Below are 20430 nucleotides of genomic sequence, written 5' to 3'. Positions count from 1 at the left end.
ATTTAATTTTTTTCGTCTTAAAGTATACGCACTCTATTTTACGTTTTTACTACTTTTTGAATAAAAACGTACCAATTCAATCAACGATTCATCTTCTTTCCCATACAAGCATTGGAGTTCTGCACAATTACGTAAGAGTTAAGTTCTTTGATAAGTTAGATGCCTTTCTCATTATCTAAGTTATGAATCATTTTTTCCTCTACCGAGTCATTCACAATTTCCTGATAGACAGTCCTTTGTGTATCGACTGCGAAATACAGCCTATTCTGATTACTTTTAAGTCACTTAGATTGATGTAAGTTTATTCTCTTAAAAGCTATCAACTATGTTTGATCAGTAATTGCTTATACTTTATTCAAGTTAGTATTCGAGCTTTACAAGCTTTTATTTTAGAAAAGAACTATAAATTCCTAATCTATTTTCCCTTGTAAATATGTACAATAAAACTACAAATATTCTTAAAGGAGCTGAACTTATGAATATCCGAAAAGTATTATTGCTCGTCGTGATTGCTATTGTCTATCTTTTACTCTTCACTATCACCTTTTGGAGTCTCATTGGCTTATTCATCTCAGCAATTGGTCTATACTTTTACTTTAAACCAAGGCTTCGAAATCCAGTGAAGTACCCAACCTTTATCGTTTGGCTAGGTGTATTCATTGCTTTTTCAATTTCTATCTATATGGTAGACCGAATAAATGAACCACGAAAAATTGAAGCCGGGTCTTCTACCAAGGAAACAAAGATGTTGGAATCAATAAAAATAGAGTCAAAAGAGTTAGAAACATCTTTAAAGGACACGCAACTTAAACTAAAAGAGCAGCAACAAGAAACGAAAAAATTGAAAGAGGAGTTAAAACGAGAAAAAGAATTACGTTTGCAAACCGTTGAAAGCTACAAGGAAGAAGCAGACAAACGTACTGCTTTAGAGAGTAAACTCAAAGAAGAAGAGGCGAAACACAGTGCTGCAAAAGAGAAAATCGACGAACTCGAAGCCTCTTTAGCAAGCAGCGAAATGATAAATGAAGATGAGAGTATATCTGATGAGGAATACGTTGATGAAACAGATACAGAAGTAGCAACTGATCTTGAATACGATCCTTCTGGAGCAGATCGCGACTGTGGTGATTTTTCCAGCGCCCAAGCCGCTCAAGATTTTTATCTAGCTGCCGGTGGTCCGGCAGTTGATCCCCATGATTTAGACCGCGATAACGATGGAAATGCATGTGATTGGAACTGACGTCAGTAACAAACTCTCCTTCGTATTTGAACTTCACAAATGCCTTTTTATTCTAATTTAACTTTATTTATGTACACAATTTAAAATTGATATACGATGAATAAAACCACAAAAGATATCAATCATACGTTCTCTATTGAAGAGGTTTCAGATCAAATCTCTACCTCTTTATCTCTATCAATTTGTTGTCTTATTCATTCCAAAAAGTGTGCGCCGGCGCACACTTTTTTATTACATAATTTATGGTAATTCTGAAAGACTCATGAATTATGTCTCAAGTAGCTAATCGGAGGACCCTTTCATTCACCTTCCATCAATCCACTTCGTTCTTCAAACGATCAAATCATCTCATTAAAAAATGTGTATTAGAGTTAATATTATCTTGTTTCACGTGAAACCTCTTTATCCATTCAAGGTTTTTGATTCATATGTACCGTCCTTGAACTTTTCTCATCATATTTTATGAACATCGTGATGATGATCTTTAACCTCTTCACTCCAGTCAATTAAAGAATAAATGATATATTAATGACTATTCGTTTCTTTTCGAAGGTTAAATTAAACATCAGCTATTCCTCGTGGTAAATCAATTTTTTATGTTTAATATGGTACGTGAAATAACAAAAAGTATGCGCCGGCGCATACTTTTTGTTATTTCACTTTCACTTTTGAGGAAGACTTACCTTTCTTATGCTTAGTTTTGAATTTCAATTTTAAATTGTTCTCTATGTTACATGATCATACCTTAGTCTCATACGTTCAGAGATAATGATTTTATAAAGCGAATGAACTTCTGCAGACTTTTGCTACGTTTCCTTTTCAGGCTAACTATAGATTCTATTCGAACAGGCGTAGATAAATCAGATTGGATGATTCCCTGTATCGTTTTTCGATTATCTAAAATCCGCTTCGGTACGACACTCATGCCCATTCCTGACTCTACAGCATTTAAAATGGATTCGAGTGTATCGAACTCTATTATTCTAGGATCTGTATATCCCTTGTCCTTCGCGACTTCAATTGTTTTGTTCCGGTACGTACACGTAGTATCACTATTGACGATGCGCGTCGGGCATCCATCTTCTTCAAATTTGAAGTCTTGATGTGACAAGATTACTATATCTTCAGTTAAACTATGTACGGACTCAAAGCGCTCTTCGTCGAATAATCCGTTGACAAACATGCCGTCAATTTCACCATAGAAGAGCATTTCTTGCAATTGTTGCTTATCTTGTGTCTTCATCGACATACCAATGTCATTGTTCTCTTTCATGAAGAGCAAAAAGAGTTTTGGAAGCAACGCCGCCGATACAGTCTGTGTTGCACCTATGACCAAGTATTCTCTCCATTTATTTTTATCGATTGCGGATTTCGCATCCTGCATCAACTTCAGGATATCCTCAGCATATTTGTACAGCGTAGTTCCTTCTTCTGTTAATTTCACTCCACGATTACTCCGAATCAGTAAACGAGCACCTAGCTCGTCTTCAAGAATCTTTATCCGCTGACTGACGTTCGATTGAACATAACCCAACTTCTCAGCTGCTTTCGAAATCGAATGTAGATCTGCTACATGCTTGAAAATCAATAAATCCTAGGTATTCAATAGCATCATTCCTTTCTGATATCACTCGTAGTGATATCCCGTTCATTATCAAGAATTATACTCTCGTCTCGAATAGAAGCATAATGATATCAATCACATAGGATGAGAGGAAGATTGTCAATGAATTTGAAAGATAAAGTAGCTATAGTGACAGGAGCTGGATCCGGTATAGGGCGTGCAACAGCGCTCCGTTTAGCCGCCGAAGGAGTAAATGTTATCGTCAATTACAGTCAGTCTGAAGAAGGGGCATTAGAGGTCGTAAAAAAAATTATGAACGATGGTGATGTGGCAATTCCTTATCGAGCAGATGTCTCATTAGAACACGAAGTTCAGGATATGGTCACTCATACCCTCATGGTGTTTGGAAAGATTGATTTTTTGGTGAACAATGCAAGCATCACGTCACAGATTCCAATGAATGAACTGGATGAAGTGACGGGAGAGGTATGGGATTCTCTCTTTGCTGTTAATGTAAAGGGCATGTTCCACTGTGTGAAAGCAGTCGTACCACATATGAAAAGACAATCCACAGGTGTAATCGTCAACCTTGGGAGCGTAGCGGGAGTGAACGGTATCGGTTCTTCCATTCCTTATGCAGCCACTAAGTCAGCCATTCATACGATGACACGCTCACTTGCTATCTCACTTGCACCTGACATTCGCGTTAATTGTATCTCTCCGGGAGCTGTCGCCACGCGTTGGTGGGCTGGGAATGAGGAACGGATGCATGGTTTAGCGGGTCAACTTCCATTGAAAAGAATTTCTACACTGGAGGATATCACAGATACTTTCTTATTTCAGTTAATACAATCGTTCATAACGGAAAAAGTCTTCGTGATGGATAACGACCAAACGCTCTAAAGTTTAAACACTGTAAGATAGATCTAAATCGATGTCTACTTTTAAAAAGTGTGCGCCGGCGCACACTTTTATCTAATTTCCCCACTCCTCTTCAGACATGCTATGCTAGCTATATCGAATTAAGGGGGCGTGCATTATGGACTCTACCTCATCCGTCCAACATAGACAACTTGTTGTCTCTCAAGCAGCAAAGACACTGCTCGAGAACGATGTTACCGAACAACTGATTTCCATCGATATCATTGATGTCGAATGCTATGTCAATCAACTTTATGAAGAATTTTATGAATTTCAAAATGAAGAAGATGTTTACAAAAAGCTACGTTATTATTCCTTTAAGAAATTAAAACGGCGCTGGGTACGGGCAGCCGTAAAAAACTATGTTGAGAACAAAGGTCCGATGAAAGAACTACGTGGCCTTCATAAAATGTACCTTGAGTATTGGGACATTGCGGGAAAAGAAGGCTTTCAAAGAAAGTTCTCCGCTGATAGTGTTGAGAAGTTGATGCAAGAACACATACAGGAACTTGAAGAATGGGCTGAAAATAATAACTTGCTGATTCATACGTATCCACATTGGAGACAAAAAACGAAGAACCAGCAAACGACAACGATGCGGACTGATATTCTAATGGTCATCGGAGAGGTTGCGAAAGAATTGAAACGTGCGCAGCCAAAGGCACATGTTGCCACTTCTACCTCGATTACGGTACCGTTCTTTGGAATCGCTGATCGCATGAAAAATACGACAGAAAAGTTTCATCAAGGAGAAGGTATGTTGACGGACTTATCTCTTGATCTCCACGACTTCTCTGCTGTCGTTCCTAAATACAAACAAGGTATCCCGGCGAATTTATCGGTTCTCGTCAGTAACGAGTTTCTTGCAGAACTCGACGGAAAAGTCCCGGATCTTGATGCTCGTGATTTTGAGGCCTTTAACGAGATTCTGTCATATCGCGATGTGACGTTTCAAACGAGTCGAAAGATCGTCTTCCCAATCTCAAAACTTGTTAAAAAGATTTATGGGAACGATAGCGGAAAAAGCTATACCCTCACAACCCAACGTCTTGTAAAACTCGGTTATTATCGCGTAGCTGTTAGAAATGAGGAAGGGGATCTCTCGATCTTCGGTCTCTTCTCCTCTGTTAAAATTAGTAATGCTTCTTCTGTTAAACGGGACACGCAAATTACTGTCACTGTCTCAGAGGAAGTCTATGATGATTTGTTAAAACAACAGATCATCAGTATCTATGGAGAACAGATTGAGCGATTAAAAGGAACGTTCGCTTATCATTTATCCTTTGTACTTCAAAAGGAACGACTTAACTCGTATCAGTTAAACGAAGCAATGCCCGCGAAACGGCATTGGCGCCAGTTTACACACTCGATTCGATTTAATAAGAGTCGAAAAGCAGAAAACTTGAAAGAGCTTGAAACTAACTTGGATCGTATCAAAGAACTTGATTTTATCATTCAAGATTGGCATCGGTCCGGTGACTACTATTTCTTATACTTCCATCCCTTGGAACGCTGGGAACATGATGATCGCCGCAATGCCCTTCTCCTATAAGGAATATCGAACAGATCAATAGAAAGTAGTCTTCTTCCATTCTTCATAAATTCAAATAAAAGAGCGTATGAGATCATGAATCTCGTACGCTCTTTTAAATACTAGTTATGATTTTCCTTGAAACTATATGATAGTAATAAGCGTTTTTTCTCATATGCCTAGCCTACATTGTCTTTGTCCTATTAAATCGAGATTAGCAATCGTGTCATGTTGCCATTGAAAAATATGGTCGCTTTATGATCGCTTTAACAGCAATACACTAATCAAAAATAAGTAGCATCAAGCACTCAGCCATGCTCATGTAAACTTCGACAATCACAATCATATATTTATACAAACGATCATTTCAAAAGATCTGTAATGTAGTACCAACATAGATGGTAGTATATGAAGTAGCAAACACAAAATAAGAACATTTGTTCTTATTAATTTTTCTACATTTTTCCTTGTTGTAAGAACTCACTTATTAATTGGATGTCTTATTCTCCAGAATATCTATTGATCGTACATGTCGAATCGTGTCGTAAAACGACCATTTTTCAAATTCAGAGGTTATTCACCGTACTGAAACAGCACTTTTTCTTATATTTTTAGCATTTTTGTCGGATTTGACCGTACTGAAACAACACTTTATGTATTTAGGTCGCCGATCACCGTACCAAAACAACAGTTTTGTAATTTTGGTCGTTGTTCCCCGTACCAGAATGACACTTCTGCACTTTAGAAGAATTTTTAAAAATTATTTTAAAGCGGTTATCTGATCCATTTGGTCGTCATATACCGTACTCAAACGACACTTTTGAACATTTTAGTCTCTTTATCCCGTACTGAAATGACACTTTTAATCATTTGGTCGTTATGTACCGTACCAGAATGACATATTGCATCGCTTCATGTATGAATTTACCCAAGAAAAACCTCTAGAAAGCGCATCATATAAGGATTTCAGAGATTCTGGTCGTTTTTGACCGTACTGAAATGACATCTTTTTTATACTTGAAAACGGCTTTATATCAACGTTTTTAGCACATTGGTCGTTTTTGACCGTACCGAAACCGCGTTTTGACAGTTCCTTTTCTGAACAGGATACTAGTAATAATAGTTCAGAGTAGGGGAGGTGTAGGTATGTCATTTCAACATGAAAATCGTCATGTATTGGTCGCTAATAAATTACTGATCGCGATGAGCGGTTTAACACGTTGGACAAAACGTCAAGACAGTTTCTTATATGAACAGCATCACTATAACATTCCAGGACCTTTCTTAGCATTGAAGTGGACAAAATCTCGTATTCGTCATTTATTGACGCTTTTATCTCATTGCGATGATCAAGGTGTTCTCTCATTAATGGAAAGTGAAGCATTGGCTCACTATGCGCGTACGTCAGTTCGATCGTTACACAATAACCTACGCCTTTTTGAATCAGTTGGACTTATTCGCTACTCGATTCATTTCTCTGGAGTCGTCACCATTGAACTCGTAGATTATCTCGAAAACTACCGTGATCTTTTTGAAGAAGGTGGTACGTATACATCGAAGACCGGTTATACGTCTCTTTGGTGTGAAATGGTGCGCCAACTGATGGATATTGAGCATGTGAATATCCTTCGCGTCGCGTTACGTGCTCTTGTACAAGTAGAGCGGGACGTGAATGTCCAGTCTCAGGAGAAAGCAACTTTAACCTATGATGAAGTACGCGGATTCCTACCGCGTTACTGTGGACATCGCTTGGCTGTAAAAGGGCTGCTCGATCAACTATCGCAGTTCTTTAATGTGCATTTGGTTGAGAACACGAAAGATTTCTTATCTGCTGTTAAAGAGAATGTCTCGCTTAAAAAGCGCATACATACCGTAACACGTCCTTTAATGTTTCACGTGAAACTCGAAGACCAGATCAACAGTAAGCGTATCCGGGAAGCGGAACGGGCGCGTACGTTGATCAGTTGGTTCGATCTTCGAGAAGTCGCTCGTGACTACGTAAATTTTGATGCACTGGAAGTTCCGCAAACATCGCTGCAGTCGTTGAGTGATACGTACGGATTTGCTGCCTGTGATGCAGTCATTCGTTCGATTCGAAACGATTTCTACCAATACGGGGACCGTCTTGAAGATGCAGAACTCTATCGCCTCTTCTTTGAATCACCAATTCTCTATCTAAATGAACGACTCCGAGTCGTATCGGAAAAATTGGCCATTGCATGATGGTCTATTTGTCATGCTTTTTTTTGAAAATAGTCGTGAAAAGATAACAAAACCGCGCCATTTTAAGTCTTTTTGATCGAATTCATCGTCATGCTACTCATTGTATTGATCCATCCAAGGACAATATCAATATGCCATACGATTTAGGAAAAAAAACAAATTCTATTGTTATAAAAACAGGTTGTTGAGTTGCTTATTCAATAGATTCTGAACGAAATCATTAAATGAATGCTTAAAAAACAATACTCTTTGAATTTCTACAAATTGTGCTGTTCGTTTCCCAAATTGCAAAATGTCTTGTTTTTGTTGGTATTAAAGGCTTGAGGTAGTGAAGTCTTTTTCTAATTCTTATTAATTCTTTATTAATCTTTTTAATCTCTTCCAATGTGTTGAATGATAATAATATGGTAGATCACGGATTATTATGATGAAGAATAAAACAGGGAGAAGCATTTTAAAAACATATATAAAAACATCTAAGTAGGAAAACTTAAATAAGCTGTAAACATTTCGATGTCGAAATGTTTACAGCTTATTTAATAATGTATACATAGGATTGCATTCATATTATCTTTTGATCATCGATAATCATTGAAATTATGATATTCATGTGCCATGATTAATGAAGAAAGGGGAGAGACGATGAATATTATGACGTTTTACATATCAAAAGGAGGATCCGGTAAGACAACCTGTTCGCTCAATATGGGTCATGCGCTTGGTGAACTAGGATATCGGACGCTTCTCGTTGACTTAGATCCGCAGGGATCATTAAGTAAGCTAATGCTGAAAGAGTCGGACACGATTCAATACATGACGCTGTACGACGTCCAAGCAAAAGGATTAGCGATTGAAGAAATCTTATTTGATGATGAAAAACACAACATTAGTCTTCTTCCCTCCAATGAACGAAATGCACGTTTAATCAATTTAATTTCTGAACAAGATAAGATTTTTCTATTAAAAGATTTACTATCTCCTCTTGCCCATGAGTTTGATTGGATCATTCTTGATTCAGTTCCTTCAATCAATGAATTATCTAAAGTCGTCTTATCATGCGCAGACGAGGTCGTTATCCCATTTATGCCGAAAAAGCTCGTTTTTGATCAGTTAGGAAGTACGGTTCGAACCATTCGACAAGTGAAGAAATATTATAATGCTTCGCTAGAGCTAACAGGCATTATGCCAGTCGCAATCGATCTTGGTTTAAAAGGGGATCGCGAATACGCAGAGGCGATGGAGCAGTTGGCAACAACAGAACAATTACATGTGCTGCCTTCTGTACGACGTGCTGCTTTTATTGAGAAGGCAGCAGATAGCGGAAAGAGTGTTTTACAGTACAAGTCGAAAGAAGGCATGGAACTGGCACAGCCGTTTCGTGAGCTAGCACTTTTGATGACAGGAGGTCCGAAACATGAAAGCGCGGAATAAACAAATTCATAAAGTAAGACCACAAGACCAACATCCTTATCGGAGTGGATTGACTGATCTGAGTTCTGTCGTTCAGAAGTTACCGGTTTCCCGCGATTTAGAAAATCTCGCAGTCGAGATTAAAGAATTAGCGAAGATTCAAACGATCTCTGTTTTCGAGATTGGTAAGCGCTTGTCGATTGCTAAATCTGAAATGCACGATCAACAAGAATGGCGCACGTTTTTAGAAGTCGTTAACATGTCAAATTCACTTGCCTCCCGATATGTTAAAGCGTTTGACACCCTAGAACCATTTGAAGAACAACTCCAAACGTTACCGGCTTCCAAAGTATTCGAACTGATGTATGTCGATGATCCAGAAGACGTTGTTTTAAATGGTTTACCTGTAGAAGAAGGTCGAAAGTCTTTAGAGAGTGCGACAGTACGAGAAATTCGTGCTACTCGATCAAAGGCAGCGAAAGTAAAAGTAAAATCATTTCACTCACTTGAAGCGACTTCGACTGTTCTTTCTACACGAGTCCCGACAGAAACATCAGAACAGATTCATGTGCTAGCGCGTGCTAAAGGACTTAGCATTAGTGAATACATTTCAAAAATGATTGAAGAGACCATTCAGCGGGATATTATAGAGGATCATAGTGAAATCGTGGAAGGAGAGAAGGAACAGTGAAGAAAATTGCCTTATATAATCGAAAAGGTGGCGTCGGTAAATCAACGACCACGATTAACCTCGCCCATGCGTATGCTCGACAAGGATTACGCGTTCTGGTCATTGATGCGGATGACCAAGCTTCGACAACGAATGGACTTGGCTTAACCGATGATTACGATGGGAAAGTATTGCTCGATTGTTTGATTGAAGAGCACGATCCCTCATATGCACCGATTGAACAAGTCATTGTCACTTGTGAATATGAACTAGGTATCATTCACCTCGTACCCACGCGCCGTTCTGCTTCTCCTACAGGACTGACGAGTCAGATGGGGTACGAATACCGCTTGATTGAAGAACTAACGCGACTGGAGGACTTATTTGATATTTGTTTAATTGACTGCCCGGGATCAACATCCGCTTTAAACCCGTACGCTCGTTGTGCTCTTGTTGCGCAGGACCGGATCGTCATGCCGGTACAGATGCAGAAGTTTTCGATGGATGCTGTGTACACAGCTCCAGAAGAATTGGAAGAAATGAGACACGGATACAAGGAAGATATTCATATCTCAGCGTTTATTCCAACAATGGTGAATGCGCGCTCTAAAGGAGATATGACGACTGTGGACGAGTTAAAGGAGTTAGGGGAAGAAGTTGGAATTCCTGTACTAACGACAATCCCATACATCGTAAAAATTCAATCCTTACAACGAGAAGCACGTCCTGTCCTTGACCATAAGAGTCCAGCGACAGATGCTTACTTACAGTTAGCAGAGGAGGTACTTGCCCTATGAGCAGTCGACGTAAAAAAGGACAAGCAACATTCAAAAGCTTTCAGAGCACAGTAGCTGAAACAACGGTTCAAGAACAGGGAACAGAAGCGTTACGGGAAGAGCAAGTCGAAGCGGTGAAGAAATTTGCTGCGCCTGCGATGTCAAATCCGTATCAGTCGCTTCCAGCTATCGGCTTATCACGCGTGCTATCAAAACGTCTTCCGGAAGACATGGAAGGTATTATTCAGTACTACAATCATATTGATACGATTCAAGCGACAAGTTTTGTTGAAAAGTGTCGTATTTTAGCACATGCGAATGAAGTATTCCGTGACGCTGACACTAAAGAAGCGTTTCAGCAGGAACAAGGAAGTTGGAAAGAATTTTTAAATCGAATCGGAATGTCTCATCCTCAAGTCAATCGCTTTATTTCATTTTGGAATGTATTTGGACCAACTATCTTAGACAAGGCGATTCAACAGGACTTTAGTGCTTCTAAATTAGCTGAACTATTAACATGGCCAGAGGATCCAAAAGTCGCCTTACTAGAAGAACGAAAGTATACGACGAACGATGGGGAGTTCACGGTCTATGAAATGACACGTGAGCAATTACGTGAAGTGAAAAAAATGCTGAATGAGCGTAAAGAACAAAGCGTGATTGATGCAACTCCTATACAGCCAAAACCAGCACGCGTACACGTAGATTTCTCCGATAAAAATGATCCATTGTACCAAACGCTAAAAAAGCGAGCGCAAGATCAAGGCATGAAACCGGATCAAATCATACGAGCAGCTTTAGAACAATACTTACGCACGTAATTAGATGAAAAAGACCGTCCTACATCTCAGTAGAACGGTCTTTTGATAATTTCAGCTTAATCGATTACTCATTTTCACTATCGAGAGATGATTGTGTACGCTCTCGTAATACAGCTAGCTCAACTTGTTCGTGAAGGCGTCGTTCGAATGATTCTTGATCCCGTTGCGCAATGGTTAGCGCTAACGACAGTTTTCGGTTTTCTTCTTCTAACTGTTCGGAACGCTCGGTACGTGCTTTTAATTCATCAATTCGATCAGTTAATGCTTTGTTCTGACGATACAATTGATCGCGTTCTTCTTCGAGTTTAGTAAGATTACCTTCTAAGTGAAATACTTCTCGTTTTAATGATGTGATTTCTTCTTTTTTAGATACTTCTATTTTTTCTTGTTGATCTCTTGCCTGAACTAATTCATTTTCTGTCTGTTCCAGTTTTGTTTTCATGTCTTGAAGTTCTTGATGATGATTAGAGACTTTTTCTACGTATTCTGCTTCTAAGTTTTCTTTTGCTTGGAGTACTTCTGACTCTAACTTAGTGACTGTCTCTAGATGACGAGATTGAATGCGTTGATTTTCGTGTTGGAACGCTTCAAGACGTGCTGCACGTTCTTGAAAGAGAAGCGTAATCTGTTTGAGCGATGCTTCTAATACAGCATCCTCTTCAGTGAGCTTTGGATCAATTTTCTTTTGTTCAGCGAGTACAATAAACTCTTCGAATAACTGATTGGTTGTAATTTGGCGTCCTTTTATTAATTCACCAATTTTGTCAGTAACGTCTTCAGAAAGACGGAACGATTTATTTTTCATTTCATTGGATGACATATGTATACCTCTTTCAACTTAAATGTTTATAGACAGTATATCATGTGCTAATTCAACATATTAACCTAAAAGAAATTATCATAAGAACGAGCTAAAAACTGACTATAAGAATAAGTAGCTGCATTTTGATTACTAAGGGCAGATTACATAAGTTCGTGTAATTAGTAGGTGTTATGTTCAATGGCGTTTCGAAATCGAACGTATACAAATCAATTTATTTTAAATGCGGAGCATCTACAGTTTAGAAGTAATTTCTTTGTTTATCGTAGAAATTACTTCTAGCACATTTTCATCGTGTTCTGAGCATTAATAAAACACAGCCTATAGCCAAAAAAGGCGAGGTGGAAGGATTATCCATACAAATTGCATAGTAATCGGTATACTAATGATTAAGAGATGAATTAGATAAATAATAATAAATTGTCTCTATATTTAAATTGAGGTGATATATATGGTATCCGTCACACAACGCATTAAAGATATAAAAAAAATTAACTCTGCTAAGCAACCCAGAGGTGGTTATATTCCTCCAAAAACATTTAATAGAAGATGTTTTGATGATGGAATTGAGCTGTCTTTAAATGAGAACATCCATCCATCACTGATTGGCATTGTCGTAGATTATTTGACTCGCTTTTGTCAAGGTGATCATAAAGCCTTTGCTTCCCCTATATCTGGAGCGTTGATGATAAAAGAGCTTGAATACGCAGGAGAACTACGATCGGAGATACACGGGTTAGATGAAGAATCGATTTTTAATGCGTGTAGATTATGTGGGTATGAGAGCGTAGCACGTGCTGGAAAACATACGTATGTACCTGTCCAAACGATTAATCCAGACGATGCAACGATTCAGAATATCAAAACAATGGTAGCGAGAAGCCTTCATTTTTTTGAAGAGTATGGACCGGTGAACCAAGAAAGAATTAGTTTTGAGGGTGGTTATACAGATATTATTACTAATGGGGATGCAGACTATTTAACTCCGCATGCTCTATGGGAAATGAAAGTTTTAAAAAGTAGCCCTACTACTGACCATACACTACAATTATTGATCTATTACTTAATGGGATGTCGTTCAAAACTTAAAGACCGCTTTGATGGACTATCCAAATTAGGAATATTTAATCCAAGACTAAATACAATGTACATTTTAGATATTGATTTAATTGACTTGGAAACGATTGAAGATGTGTCTAAGCATGTCATCGGTTATTCAAGCTAAGGTAGATGTCTAAGTTATCAATTTATTTTAATCTATATGGGTATTATAAGTGTATTAAAATACACGGTAAGTTGAGGTGAATAAGAATTGTCGAATGTAGACACACTGTTTCAATTGTTTTTGAGTAGTATTAAAGAAGACAAGCGATTATGGAAAAATGAATACCTAGTTTCAGAAATTGGAGAAAAACTTTTTGATTTAACTAGAGGGAGTTATAAGACCGCTTCTTTTAACTATGCAATGACTAGCTTATTTAGTAGACAAAAAAGTCAGAATTACTTTATTTTAAAGAATAAAAACCTGCATTCCGAATTTACACGTTTAGCTAACGATGCTAATAGAAATAACTCAAGTTGGAAAACCGTTTATGGAACAGAAAAAGTAAGGATTAATCCATACTATTTAATAAATCTTTTCCCGTATTCAAAAGGCGATAGCATTCGAATATTACCAATGTCTAATAAAGACTTAACATTTAGAGATAAAACTACTGCAGAAGTTCAAATATGGTTTCAACATACACTCCCTTCTGAACTGTATCAATTTAAAACTGGAATGAATATAGAACGGGGATCGCTTGTATTATTTCAGTGGAACTCTCACTTAATTGCTTCTGCCGTTTTAGAAGAAGTAATTAAATATTCTTCTCCAACCCAAAACGGTTATACGGGTAGCTATAGATTTTTCCCTTCTTCAATAGCTACATTTATTCCTATTAACCTTCAGGAGGTTCAACAATCTGGCATTCATCTAAACAAATTTAGTAATGCTAAAAGAATAATTAACACTTTGTATTTTTACAATATGATGTGCTTACTTTTATCCAAAGAAATCACATTTACATCCCTAGGCAAATTAGAGGATCAAGAGGCAATGGAACGTATTGAACTGCCACATCGTGATCCTGAAGATGAAGATATTCCAGTTCAACGGATCAGAATAAATAATATGAAATCAAATCAAAAGTGGGTCAGAAGTAAATCTATTGTCAAAAAGGCTTTAACTGCTTCCGACTATACTTGTGAATACGATGCATTACACCAGAACTTTATTTCTAAAGTGACAAATAAAAATTATGTCGAAGCACATCATCTAATACCAATGGAGTTTCAAGACGAATTCGAGTATAGCTTAGATGTAACTGCTAATATTGTAATGCTTTGCCCAGTTTGTCATAAACGAATTCATCACGAAAGCATTACTCAAAGCAAAGAAATAATAAAAAAACTATATGATCAAAGAATTGGCAGAATGAAGCAATGCGGAATTTCCATACCGTTAAAAAAGCTTCTTTTGTATTATAGGTAATCTCAAAGGGATTATTTAATCAAAAAATTCTTAAGGCAACTGAAATATTAATATATTATGATAGTTCGTAATCAAAGGAGAAAAATGATGAATCGGCTGCTATTAGAGGGTTCTGTTCGATTATCTAATAATATGACAGAAGCTAAATTTTACGAAGAGTTACAAAAATGGATTCATGAACAAGGAAGTACATTTGAAATAGACTTGCAAAGCAAGGATCAGGAGTTAAGCATTCAAAATGCGCAACATAAGGCTATTTTTAGTAAAGACGGGATAAAAAGATATAGTTTACATATTAAGTGGAAGACGAATGAGGAGTGTCAGAAAGTTAGCGTAGTTATGATGAATCCTAGTCATGCTAATGAAAGATTTAGCGATCCAACAGTAACATTTATGACAAAATATGCGCAAAAGTATTTTAAGGCGGGTAGTCTTACAATTGTCAATATGAGCCCAATTATCAATCCCGACTCTCAAGCTCTTAATGAAGATCACTTTATCAATGATACTATTAATGAGAAGGCAATCGAAGAAGCGATAGAGTGGGCTGATACTGTGTTTTTAGCTTGGGGCGATCTAGGTAGATATGGCGTTGAAGCAATGGGGAATAAATTCAGGAATTTACTGAATTCAAATCATCAGAAGTTATATTGCTTTGCACAAAGTCAAATGGGTCAGCCAAAACATCGAAATCAACGACCACCTTACCAACTAATTCATAGACCAATAAGAGTAAATCTAAATGCGATCTTTTAATTATTATGAGCTGTTTTTCAAATGATTTTTTTATCTTTGATAATATGGGGTACCGTGAGTCTTTCATATATTTGATAAAGGAAACAAGCACCGTTTCTTTAATGTTACTTGAATGATCGGTAGATGTATTATTGATACTAGACCAAAATTACTTATCTTCTATATGTGAATATATATTATAAAATTCCCCTTATCTGATAAATAGGTATCATAGTCTATTCATGAAAAGGGTTGTACATTTTTTGTGCATAAGAATCTTATTTATTTATACAAACAGAAATTAATAAAGAATACAAAGGCATATAAAATAGCATAATTCAAATATCTAATCAAAAAATGATAAGATAAATTAAAGTATACATTTCGATGTCAAAAAATTAAGCTATTTTTTATTTTCTAGAAGTTTAATAATAGTGTATGCTAATAAAAGGTTAGTTTAAAATAGCTGATTTTATTATGATCTCATGAACAGCTTAAAATTTTATGTACTTAGAAATAGTGTGATTTTAAATACACAATTTTTTGAACGTAAAAAGTATCTAACAAATAAAACAGTTGATTTTTGATTGAATAAAAGTATAATAAAAGTAACAGCAGTCAACTAACGCCTCTTAACAATGCGAAACACAGTTGGCCTTTTTTTATGTCAAAATTCAAGGCGGAGTTTTTTAAAGATGGATAATTCCAAAAAAATTAAATTTGTAGATGTTGAACAATTATTTTATACAGATGAGCTTTACGATGTAAGAGACATTGACAAAATTAATTTTTATTTTGATCAACCACAAAAAACAAAGCTTCTTATGAAATCTCCTTATTCAATAGAAGAAATGATTGAAAAATTGAAAAGAGATAATATGTCTTTCACATTGGAAGAAGAGAATGAATGTAAGGATTTTTTAAGAAAAGTAAATTATTACACGTTCAAATATTATTCAAATGATTTATTTGGTAAAGGCATTGAAAAAAGCTTTACTGCGGTGAAAGCAACTTATAGTTACGATCATTACTTAAGAAGTTGGCTACACGACTTGATTTCTAGACTAGAAGTATTCTTGCGGTCTTCCATTATCGATATATTAGCTCAAAATTATCAATCAGATAATTTTCAACCTGCTCAATTTTATTTAGATGAAGATATTTATTTCGAGGAGAAAGGGAAACGTTCTAGAACTAAGAAGGAGAGAGTAGTTAGAGTTAATAAATTATATGAAAATTTCTATAAAACGATCCAAGCTAATAAACAAAAGCATGAAGCGATTAAACATCATGAACAGAATTATGGTGCTACACCAGTCTGGTTATTGTTTGATTTAATGACTTTAGGTAGTCTTTCAACATTCTATAGCTTATTGATTCCTCAGTATAAAACTCTTGTGGCTCGAAAAATGACTTCGAATGCCAAAGAAAATAGGCTATTAGGCGATTTATTAGCAAGCTGGATTGATTCATTAAGACACTTAAGAAACGTAGTATCGCATACAGGTAAAATTTACGGTACTAATTTCAACTTGATTCCAAAAGAACATGAGAATGACAAACTGTACATAGAAGAACTAAGACGATTTCATTACGATAAGAGATTAATAATTCACTTATTATTTATGAGAAGACTTTTTATGGTGATGACTGATGAAGATCACACCATATGGAATGAGAAAATCGAAGAATTGTATTCAAAGTCTAATGAGAGTGATTCTGTTTTACTTTCCAAAATCGGATTTGTTGATGGAACGAAAGCGAAATTACTTATTAATGAAATACCAGAAAAATCATAGAAGTAGGCAGTTTTATTCGTTCGACTGTCTACTTCTATGAGAAAACCGTAGTTATAGATTATTTGTTAAAAGAACTGATAATTATACCTTGTATTTCCGTTGACGATTAAATACCACCTTCCAGCGCCTTGTACAGATATGGTTACTGGAGATTTTGTTTGGTGACCGCCAAAGTACTTAAAACGTCGGCCGCTTTTATAATGTTGATAGTTGATGCTATCTATTAAAAACACATCTGCTGCATGTTGCAATTCCACTCTAACAGTTAATGTAGAGTCTGTATCCACATAAGGAATTCGATCCATATTATCACCTCCTTTGAATGGTAATGAGCTTATGTTAATACTAATTCAGGATTAGAGGCTTTAAAGTGTGTTCTGATTTTAGTTTCATTTACAAAACTAAAAGGTATGATTTCTCGAGACTTTAATTGTTTCAAGTAGTGCGCTTCACGAAGTGAAACAAATGAAGTCAACTTCCAAATCTTTGAATCGTTGAAACCAATCGATCGAATGTTATGCATGAGGCGATCAATTGTATTAGGATCCTGCAGCCATATAACCTTTGCTTTGATACCATAAATTATTATCCTCATTTTTCTTCAGATTTTGACCACACATAGTAGCCGTATCAATTCGATCAATCATCGCAATGATATTACGAGCGCCAATCAACTTTCCTACTTTTCTTACAACTTCCAAATCTACATGTTCGCTATCAAAATTCATACAGATAGTGATATCTCCAGCAGCAGCAGCTTTAATCAACGTTCCCGGAACTTGTCTTACTTTCTCGCAAATATTATCAAGCGACCATTTTTGGATTTCTGAATCGTATAACTCATGTAGTCTGACTTTCTTTCCTTCTGATGTTCTCCACTCTCCACGTATACATAGCACCTTGAGATACACTGAATATCGCATTAGAGCGAAATATAGGAATGAGTATTGGTTTTTGAGTGTTCACAATAGGGAGTGAACTGATTTTTACCAATGGTCTAATTAAACAAGGTATATCTAATCTGTTAAGTTTTATACATATTTTCATTATTTGTTTGTTAGTAGATGGATTAAATATTCATATTACGAATGAGATTGATTCAGAGAATCGATCTACTAGCTGATTATTATTTTTTTATTGGGATATTGATAATAAGTTGTGGACTTGCTTTGTATATATGCTCTTCTTTACTTGCTGTTCTTAATGATGAATTTATGATTAAACTTAGCAAGCGAACAAGCTGGAAGCTGGCAATAAAAAAGACATGCGGAGAGTGTACAGTCTTTTGTATCGCGTTTTAAATGGATCAAGTGGTATCGGAACGTTATTCGTCCATTGTTTTTTAGATATTTTAATTGATATAGTGTCTCGCATTTTTGATATGATTAAAATACCAAAAAATTGACACGAGAAAGGGGTCTAATGGAAAAAATAACAAAAATTGATTGATTAACTATCGTATCACGATCCACTGTACCACGCGTACTAAATAATCATCTTTGTGTAACAGAGCAAAAAGAGAAGCTGTTTTAGAGGCCATTCGTTTGACCAATTACGATACAAACAAATTGATGGGCTAATGGTTGCTTCAATAGTGACTTCAGCATCAGCCTTGCCGGAAATCAGTAAATTCGGTTCGATAGTATCATGTGAGTGGTCGGAAGGAGATCATTCTCAAATATACATTGATCATTCCGATGGAATTGAACTAGCCATGAATCACCTTTAGGAGAGTAGATATCAAAGCGTAGCGCTTTGTTTAAGAAATTCAGATAGCAGTGTTGGAAAAAGTCGTAAAAATGTATTTTATAAGTATATCCATTAGAGTAATTTTAGTCGGAAACGATTATGTGGCAGCAGGAATCATTCACCAAGCGAGACTGTTAAAGATAAAGATTCCAAAAAAATGTGCTGTGACAGATTTGATAATCAATTGATTACTGAAGCAATCGATATTACCACTATCGATCAGCCGATTCATCAATTAGGAGTGCAAGTAGTCAGAATGATAGATGGTTTAATTAATCGTCAAACAATCTACTTAAATGTGAACTTAAAAATACATGTGCAAGGAGAGCTGATTAAATGCGAAAACTGATTATATTCCATCAAAATAATTACAATCCAAAGACTAAAGAGAGATTTAAAACGAAAGAGTTTTTATTTAGTATTCTTTTATTATGTGGTTTTTTAGTGAGCATTCTTCTTATCCCACTATTATCTAATTATTTTGTACTTCTTGTCTCATGGATACTACCAGCTGGTTTTGCGATAGGAACATATCGTTACTTTAATTATTTAGAAAGAGAAACAGATTTTTTTGTAAATAAGAATGAGGAATACAAAATAGCATTAAAAAAACAGTTAAATGAAGAAAGTATAGTTAACAGTGCTCAACTTGATGTACTTATAAAAACATTAACTGAAGAGCGAGATGGAAATCAGAAACAGTTAGGTGTCGCTTTTCCATTCGTCGTTCTAGGCGTCACCTTAATTTCGACTCTTTCCAATAAGGGGCAAGTCACTAATGAAACATTAGCTTTATATTTTGTAATCTATTTTTTTGCCGCCTTAGTGATACATGCTATCTTAAAAATTTGTGAGCCATTTTTTAATTTGTATGCAGATCGTGTGGCTACATTGATTAGTTTTTTAAGGGAAATTCAAATCGAGTGGCTAAATGATCGTTCAAGAGAAACTGTCACTATTTTAGATCAAGAGGAAAGAAAAAATGAGAAGAAACTTTCAGTTGAAATTGAATCTGCAATGACTAAAACTTCACCAGTAGATACTAAAGAAACAAATCCATTAGTTTAATGTAATAAAAAATTAAAAACGACATTTTAATCAGCAAGTTGTTATTATCGTATAAATTACCTCTTTTTAAGACATAAGACAACGTTCTTATAAAAACTAAAAGGAGGAAATAGACAAATGGTTAATTTAGCAGTTAGCAACAAAAAAACTGCACCTAAAATGTTAGCACTAGGTGCATTGGCAGTTTTACTAGCAACAACGAGTGTTTCAGCAGCAACATCTACAGCATCACTAAACTATACAGCAAGTGCTGAGGGCGGAAAAATTAATATTCACGATGGCTCGTCACGTATGACAGTAACTAATAGCGGTGGAGGACCATTCCAATTAATCGGATACGCTAAAAAAAGTATTGTAGTTTTACCTGATCCAACTGTTCATACTAGCTATGCTCGCCCTGTTACAGAGGTAAAATCATCATTTTCTCCAGCACCATCCACATATTACGCAGAAGCATGGGCAGAATATAGTTCTAAAGATATCCGCGGAACTGTAAAGATTACAGATTAATGATATAAGACCTTTCTAATAATTAGAAAGGTCTTATTATACTAATTTCATATAGAAGGT

Annotated in this window: 19 protein-coding genes; 15 read left to right on the top strand and 4 right to left on the bottom strand. The window is 36.1% G+C overall.

Annotated features, from left to right (window positions below):
• The first annotated feature begins 475 nt into the window (after window positions 1-475).
• Window positions 476-1240, top strand: coding sequence for a hypothetical protein (locus KNP94_RS14190; protein ID WP_215115870.1), 765 nt, complete (start codon window positions 476-478; stop codon window positions 1238-1240).
• Between the two features lie 751 nt (window positions 1241-1991).
• Here the strand turns inward: KNP94_RS14190 and KNP94_RS14185 are convergent.
• The gene (locus KNP94_RS14185) at window positions 1992-2828 is read right to left on the bottom strand and encodes a LysR family transcriptional regulator (protein ID WP_215115869.1); all 837 of its coding nucleotides are present in this window, start codon (window positions 2826-2828) and stop codon (window positions 1992-1994) included.
• A gap of 138 nt (window positions 2829-2966) precedes the next feature.
• Here KNP94_RS14185 and KNP94_RS14180 point away from each other — a divergent pair, with 138 nt between their 5' ends.
• From KNP94_RS14180 to KNP94_RS14150, 7 genes are all read left to right on the top strand, one after another.
• The gene (locus KNP94_RS14180; protein ID WP_214892477.1) at window positions 2967-3707 is read left to right on the top strand and encodes an SDR family NAD(P)-dependent oxidoreductase; all 741 of its coding nucleotides are present in this window, start codon (window positions 2967-2969) and stop codon (window positions 3705-3707) included.
• Window positions 3708-3843: 136 nt separating this feature from the next.
• Window positions 3844-5277, top strand: a complete 1434-nt coding sequence (locus KNP94_RS14175; RefSeq protein ID WP_215115868.1) for a hypothetical protein — start codon at window positions 3844-3846, stop codon at window positions 5275-5277.
• Between the two features lie 1125 nt (window positions 5278-6402).
• On the top strand, window positions 6403-7479 hold the full coding sequence (locus KNP94_RS14170; protein WP_215115867.1) for a hypothetical protein: 1077 nt from the start codon (window positions 6403-6405) through the stop codon (window positions 7477-7479).
• Between the two features lie 642 nt (window positions 7480-8121).
• Window positions 8122-8910, top strand: a complete 789-nt coding sequence (locus KNP94_RS14165; protein WP_215115866.1) for a ParA family protein — start codon at window positions 8122-8124, stop codon at window positions 8908-8910.
• Window positions 8894-9580, top strand: coding sequence for a DUF3102 domain-containing protein (locus tag KNP94_RS14160; protein WP_214892483.1), 687 nt, complete (start codon window positions 8894-8896; stop codon window positions 9578-9580). The genes KNP94_RS14165 and KNP94_RS14160 overlap by 17 nt, the downstream gene beginning before the upstream one ends.
• The gene (locus KNP94_RS14155; protein WP_214892484.1) at window positions 9577-10356 is read left to right on the top strand and encodes a ParA family protein; all 780 of its coding nucleotides are present in this window, start codon (window positions 9577-9579) and stop codon (window positions 10354-10356) included. Before KNP94_RS14160 ends, KNP94_RS14155 begins: the two co-directional genes overlap by 4 nt.
• Complete coding sequence (locus KNP94_RS14150; RefSeq protein WP_055966320.1) at window positions 10353-11156, top strand: hypothetical protein; 804 nt, start codon at window positions 10353-10355, stop codon at window positions 11154-11156. The genes KNP94_RS14155 and KNP94_RS14150 overlap by 4 nt, the downstream gene beginning before the upstream one ends.
• Window positions 11157-11220: 64 nt before the next feature.
• Here KNP94_RS14150 and KNP94_RS14145 read toward each other — a convergent pair whose 3' ends face one another.
• Window positions 11221-11976, bottom strand: coding sequence for a coiled-coil domain-containing protein (locus KNP94_RS14145; protein WP_055966318.1), 756 nt, complete (start codon window positions 11974-11976; stop codon window positions 11221-11223).
• A gap of 451 nt (window positions 11977-12427) precedes the next feature.
• Here KNP94_RS14145 and KNP94_RS14140 point away from each other — a divergent pair, with 451 nt between their 5' ends.
• The 4 genes from KNP94_RS14140 (at window position 12428) to KNP94_RS14125 (ending at window position 17043) form a co-directional block, all read left to right on the top strand.
• Complete coding sequence (locus KNP94_RS14140; RefSeq protein WP_055966315.1) at window positions 12428-13201, top strand: hypothetical protein; 774 nt, start codon at window positions 12428-12430, stop codon at window positions 13199-13201.
• Window positions 13202-13288: 87 nt separating this feature from the next.
• A complete protein-coding gene (locus tag KNP94_RS14135) occupies window positions 13289-14509 on the top strand; it encodes an HNH endonuclease (RefSeq protein ID WP_055966311.1) in 1221 nt (406 codons plus the stop codon).
• Between the two features lie 87 nt (window positions 14510-14596).
• On the top strand, window positions 14597-15265 hold the full coding sequence (locus tag KNP94_RS14130) for a DUF1643 domain-containing protein (RefSeq protein WP_055966306.1): 669 nt from the start codon (window positions 14597-14599) through the stop codon (window positions 15263-15265).
• 674 nt (window positions 15266-15939) lie between these two features.
• Entirely contained in the window at window positions 15940-17043 is a 1104-nt protein-coding gene (locus KNP94_RS14125; protein WP_055966303.1) for an Abi family protein, read from the top strand.
• Window positions 17044-17108: 65 nt separating this feature from the next.
• Here the strand turns inward: KNP94_RS14125 and KNP94_RS14120 are convergent, their stop codons facing one another.
• Window positions 17109-17348, bottom strand: a complete 240-nt coding sequence (locus tag KNP94_RS14120; protein ID WP_055966300.1) for a DUF1883 domain-containing protein — start codon at window positions 17346-17348, stop codon at window positions 17109-17111.
• Window positions 17349-17582: 234 nt separating this feature from the next.
• Window positions 17583-17954 (bottom strand): hypothetical protein, encoded by a 372-nt coding sequence (locus KNP94_RS14115; protein ID WP_215115865.1) that lies wholly within the window; start codon window positions 17952-17954, stop codon window positions 17583-17585.
• 177 nt (window positions 17955-18131) lie between these two features.
• On the opposite strand from KNP94_RS14115, the gene KNP94_RS16210 reads away from it, so the two are divergent.
• From KNP94_RS16210 to KNP94_RS14105, 3 genes are all read left to right on the top strand, one after another.
• Window positions 18132-18344 (top strand): DUF6198 family protein, encoded by a 213-nt coding sequence (locus KNP94_RS16210; RefSeq protein ID WP_479723700.1) that lies wholly within the window; start codon window positions 18132-18134, stop codon window positions 18342-18344.
• 784 nt (window positions 18345-19128) lie between these two features.
• Complete coding sequence (locus KNP94_RS14110) at window positions 19129-19860, top strand: hypothetical protein (protein ID WP_055966296.1); 732 nt, start codon at window positions 19129-19131, stop codon at window positions 19858-19860.
• A 117-nt stretch (window positions 19861-19977) separates the two neighbouring features.
• Complete coding sequence (locus KNP94_RS14105) at window positions 19978-20370, top strand: hypothetical protein (RefSeq protein WP_055966292.1); 393 nt, start codon at window positions 19978-19980, stop codon at window positions 20368-20370.
• Window positions 20371-20430: the final 60 nt, after the last annotated feature.

The organism is Exiguobacterium sp. s80 (assembly GCF_018618725.1).
Taxonomy (GTDB): domain Bacteria; phylum Bacillota; class Bacilli; order Exiguobacteriales; family Exiguobacteriaceae; genus Exiguobacterium_A; species Exiguobacterium_A oxidotolerans.
Note: the sequence above shows the minus strand (reverse complement) of the source record. Positions and strands in the feature narration are given on the sequence as shown.

Bases quoted from the DNA above. Each gene is read 5' to 3' on its own strand.
- KNP94_RS14190 (WP_215115870.1), top strand. From the start codon at position 476: ATGAATATCCGAAAAGTATTATTGCTCGTCGTGATTGCTATTGTCTAT.
- KNP94_RS14180 (WP_214892477.1), top strand. From the start codon at position 2,967: ATGAATTTGAAAGATAAAGTAGCTATAGTGACAGGAGCTGGATCCGGT.
- KNP94_RS14175 (WP_215115868.1), top strand. From the start codon at position 3,844: ATGGACTCTACCTCATCCGTCCAACATAGACAACTTGTTGTCTCTCAA.
- KNP94_RS14170 (WP_215115867.1), top strand. From the start codon at position 6,403: ATGTCATTTCAACATGAAAATCGTCATGTATTGGTCGCTAATAAATTA.
- KNP94_RS14165 (WP_215115866.1), top strand. From the start codon at position 8,122: ATGAATATTATGACGTTTTACATATCAAAAGGAGGATCCGGTAAGACA.
- KNP94_RS14160 (WP_214892483.1), top strand. From the start codon at position 8,894: ATGAAAGCGCGGAATAAACAAATTCATAAAGTAAGACCACAAGACCAA.
- KNP94_RS14150 (WP_055966320.1), top strand. From the start codon at position 10,353: ATGAGCAGTCGACGTAAAAAAGGACAAGCAACATTCAAAAGCTTTCAG.
- KNP94_RS14145 (WP_055966318.1), bottom strand. From the start codon at position 11,976: ATGTCATCCAATGAAATGAAAAATAAATCGTTCCGTCTTTCTGAAGAC.
- KNP94_RS14140 (WP_055966315.1), top strand. From the start codon at position 12,428: ATGGTATCCGTCACACAACGCATTAAAGATATAAAAAAAATTAACTCT.
- KNP94_RS14130 (WP_055966306.1), top strand. From the start codon at position 14,597: ATGAATCGGCTGCTATTAGAGGGTTCTGTTCGATTATCTAATAATATG.
- KNP94_RS14125 (WP_055966303.1), top strand. From the start codon at position 15,940: ATGGATAATTCCAAAAAAATTAAATTTGTAGATGTTGAACAATTATTT.
- KNP94_RS14120 (WP_055966300.1), bottom strand. From the start codon at position 17,348: ATGGATCGAATTCCTTATGTGGATACAGACTCTACATTAACTGTTAGA.
- KNP94_RS16210 (WP_479723700.1), top strand. From the start codon at position 18,132: ATGAGATTGATTCAGAGAATCGATCTACTAGCTGATTATTATTTTTTT.
- KNP94_RS14110 (WP_055966296.1), top strand. From the start codon at position 19,129: ATGCGAAAACTGATTATATTCCATCAAAATAATTACAATCCAAAGACT.
- KNP94_RS14105 (WP_055966292.1), top strand. From the start codon at position 19,978: ATGGTTAATTTAGCAGTTAGCAACAAAAAAACTGCACCTAAAATGTTA.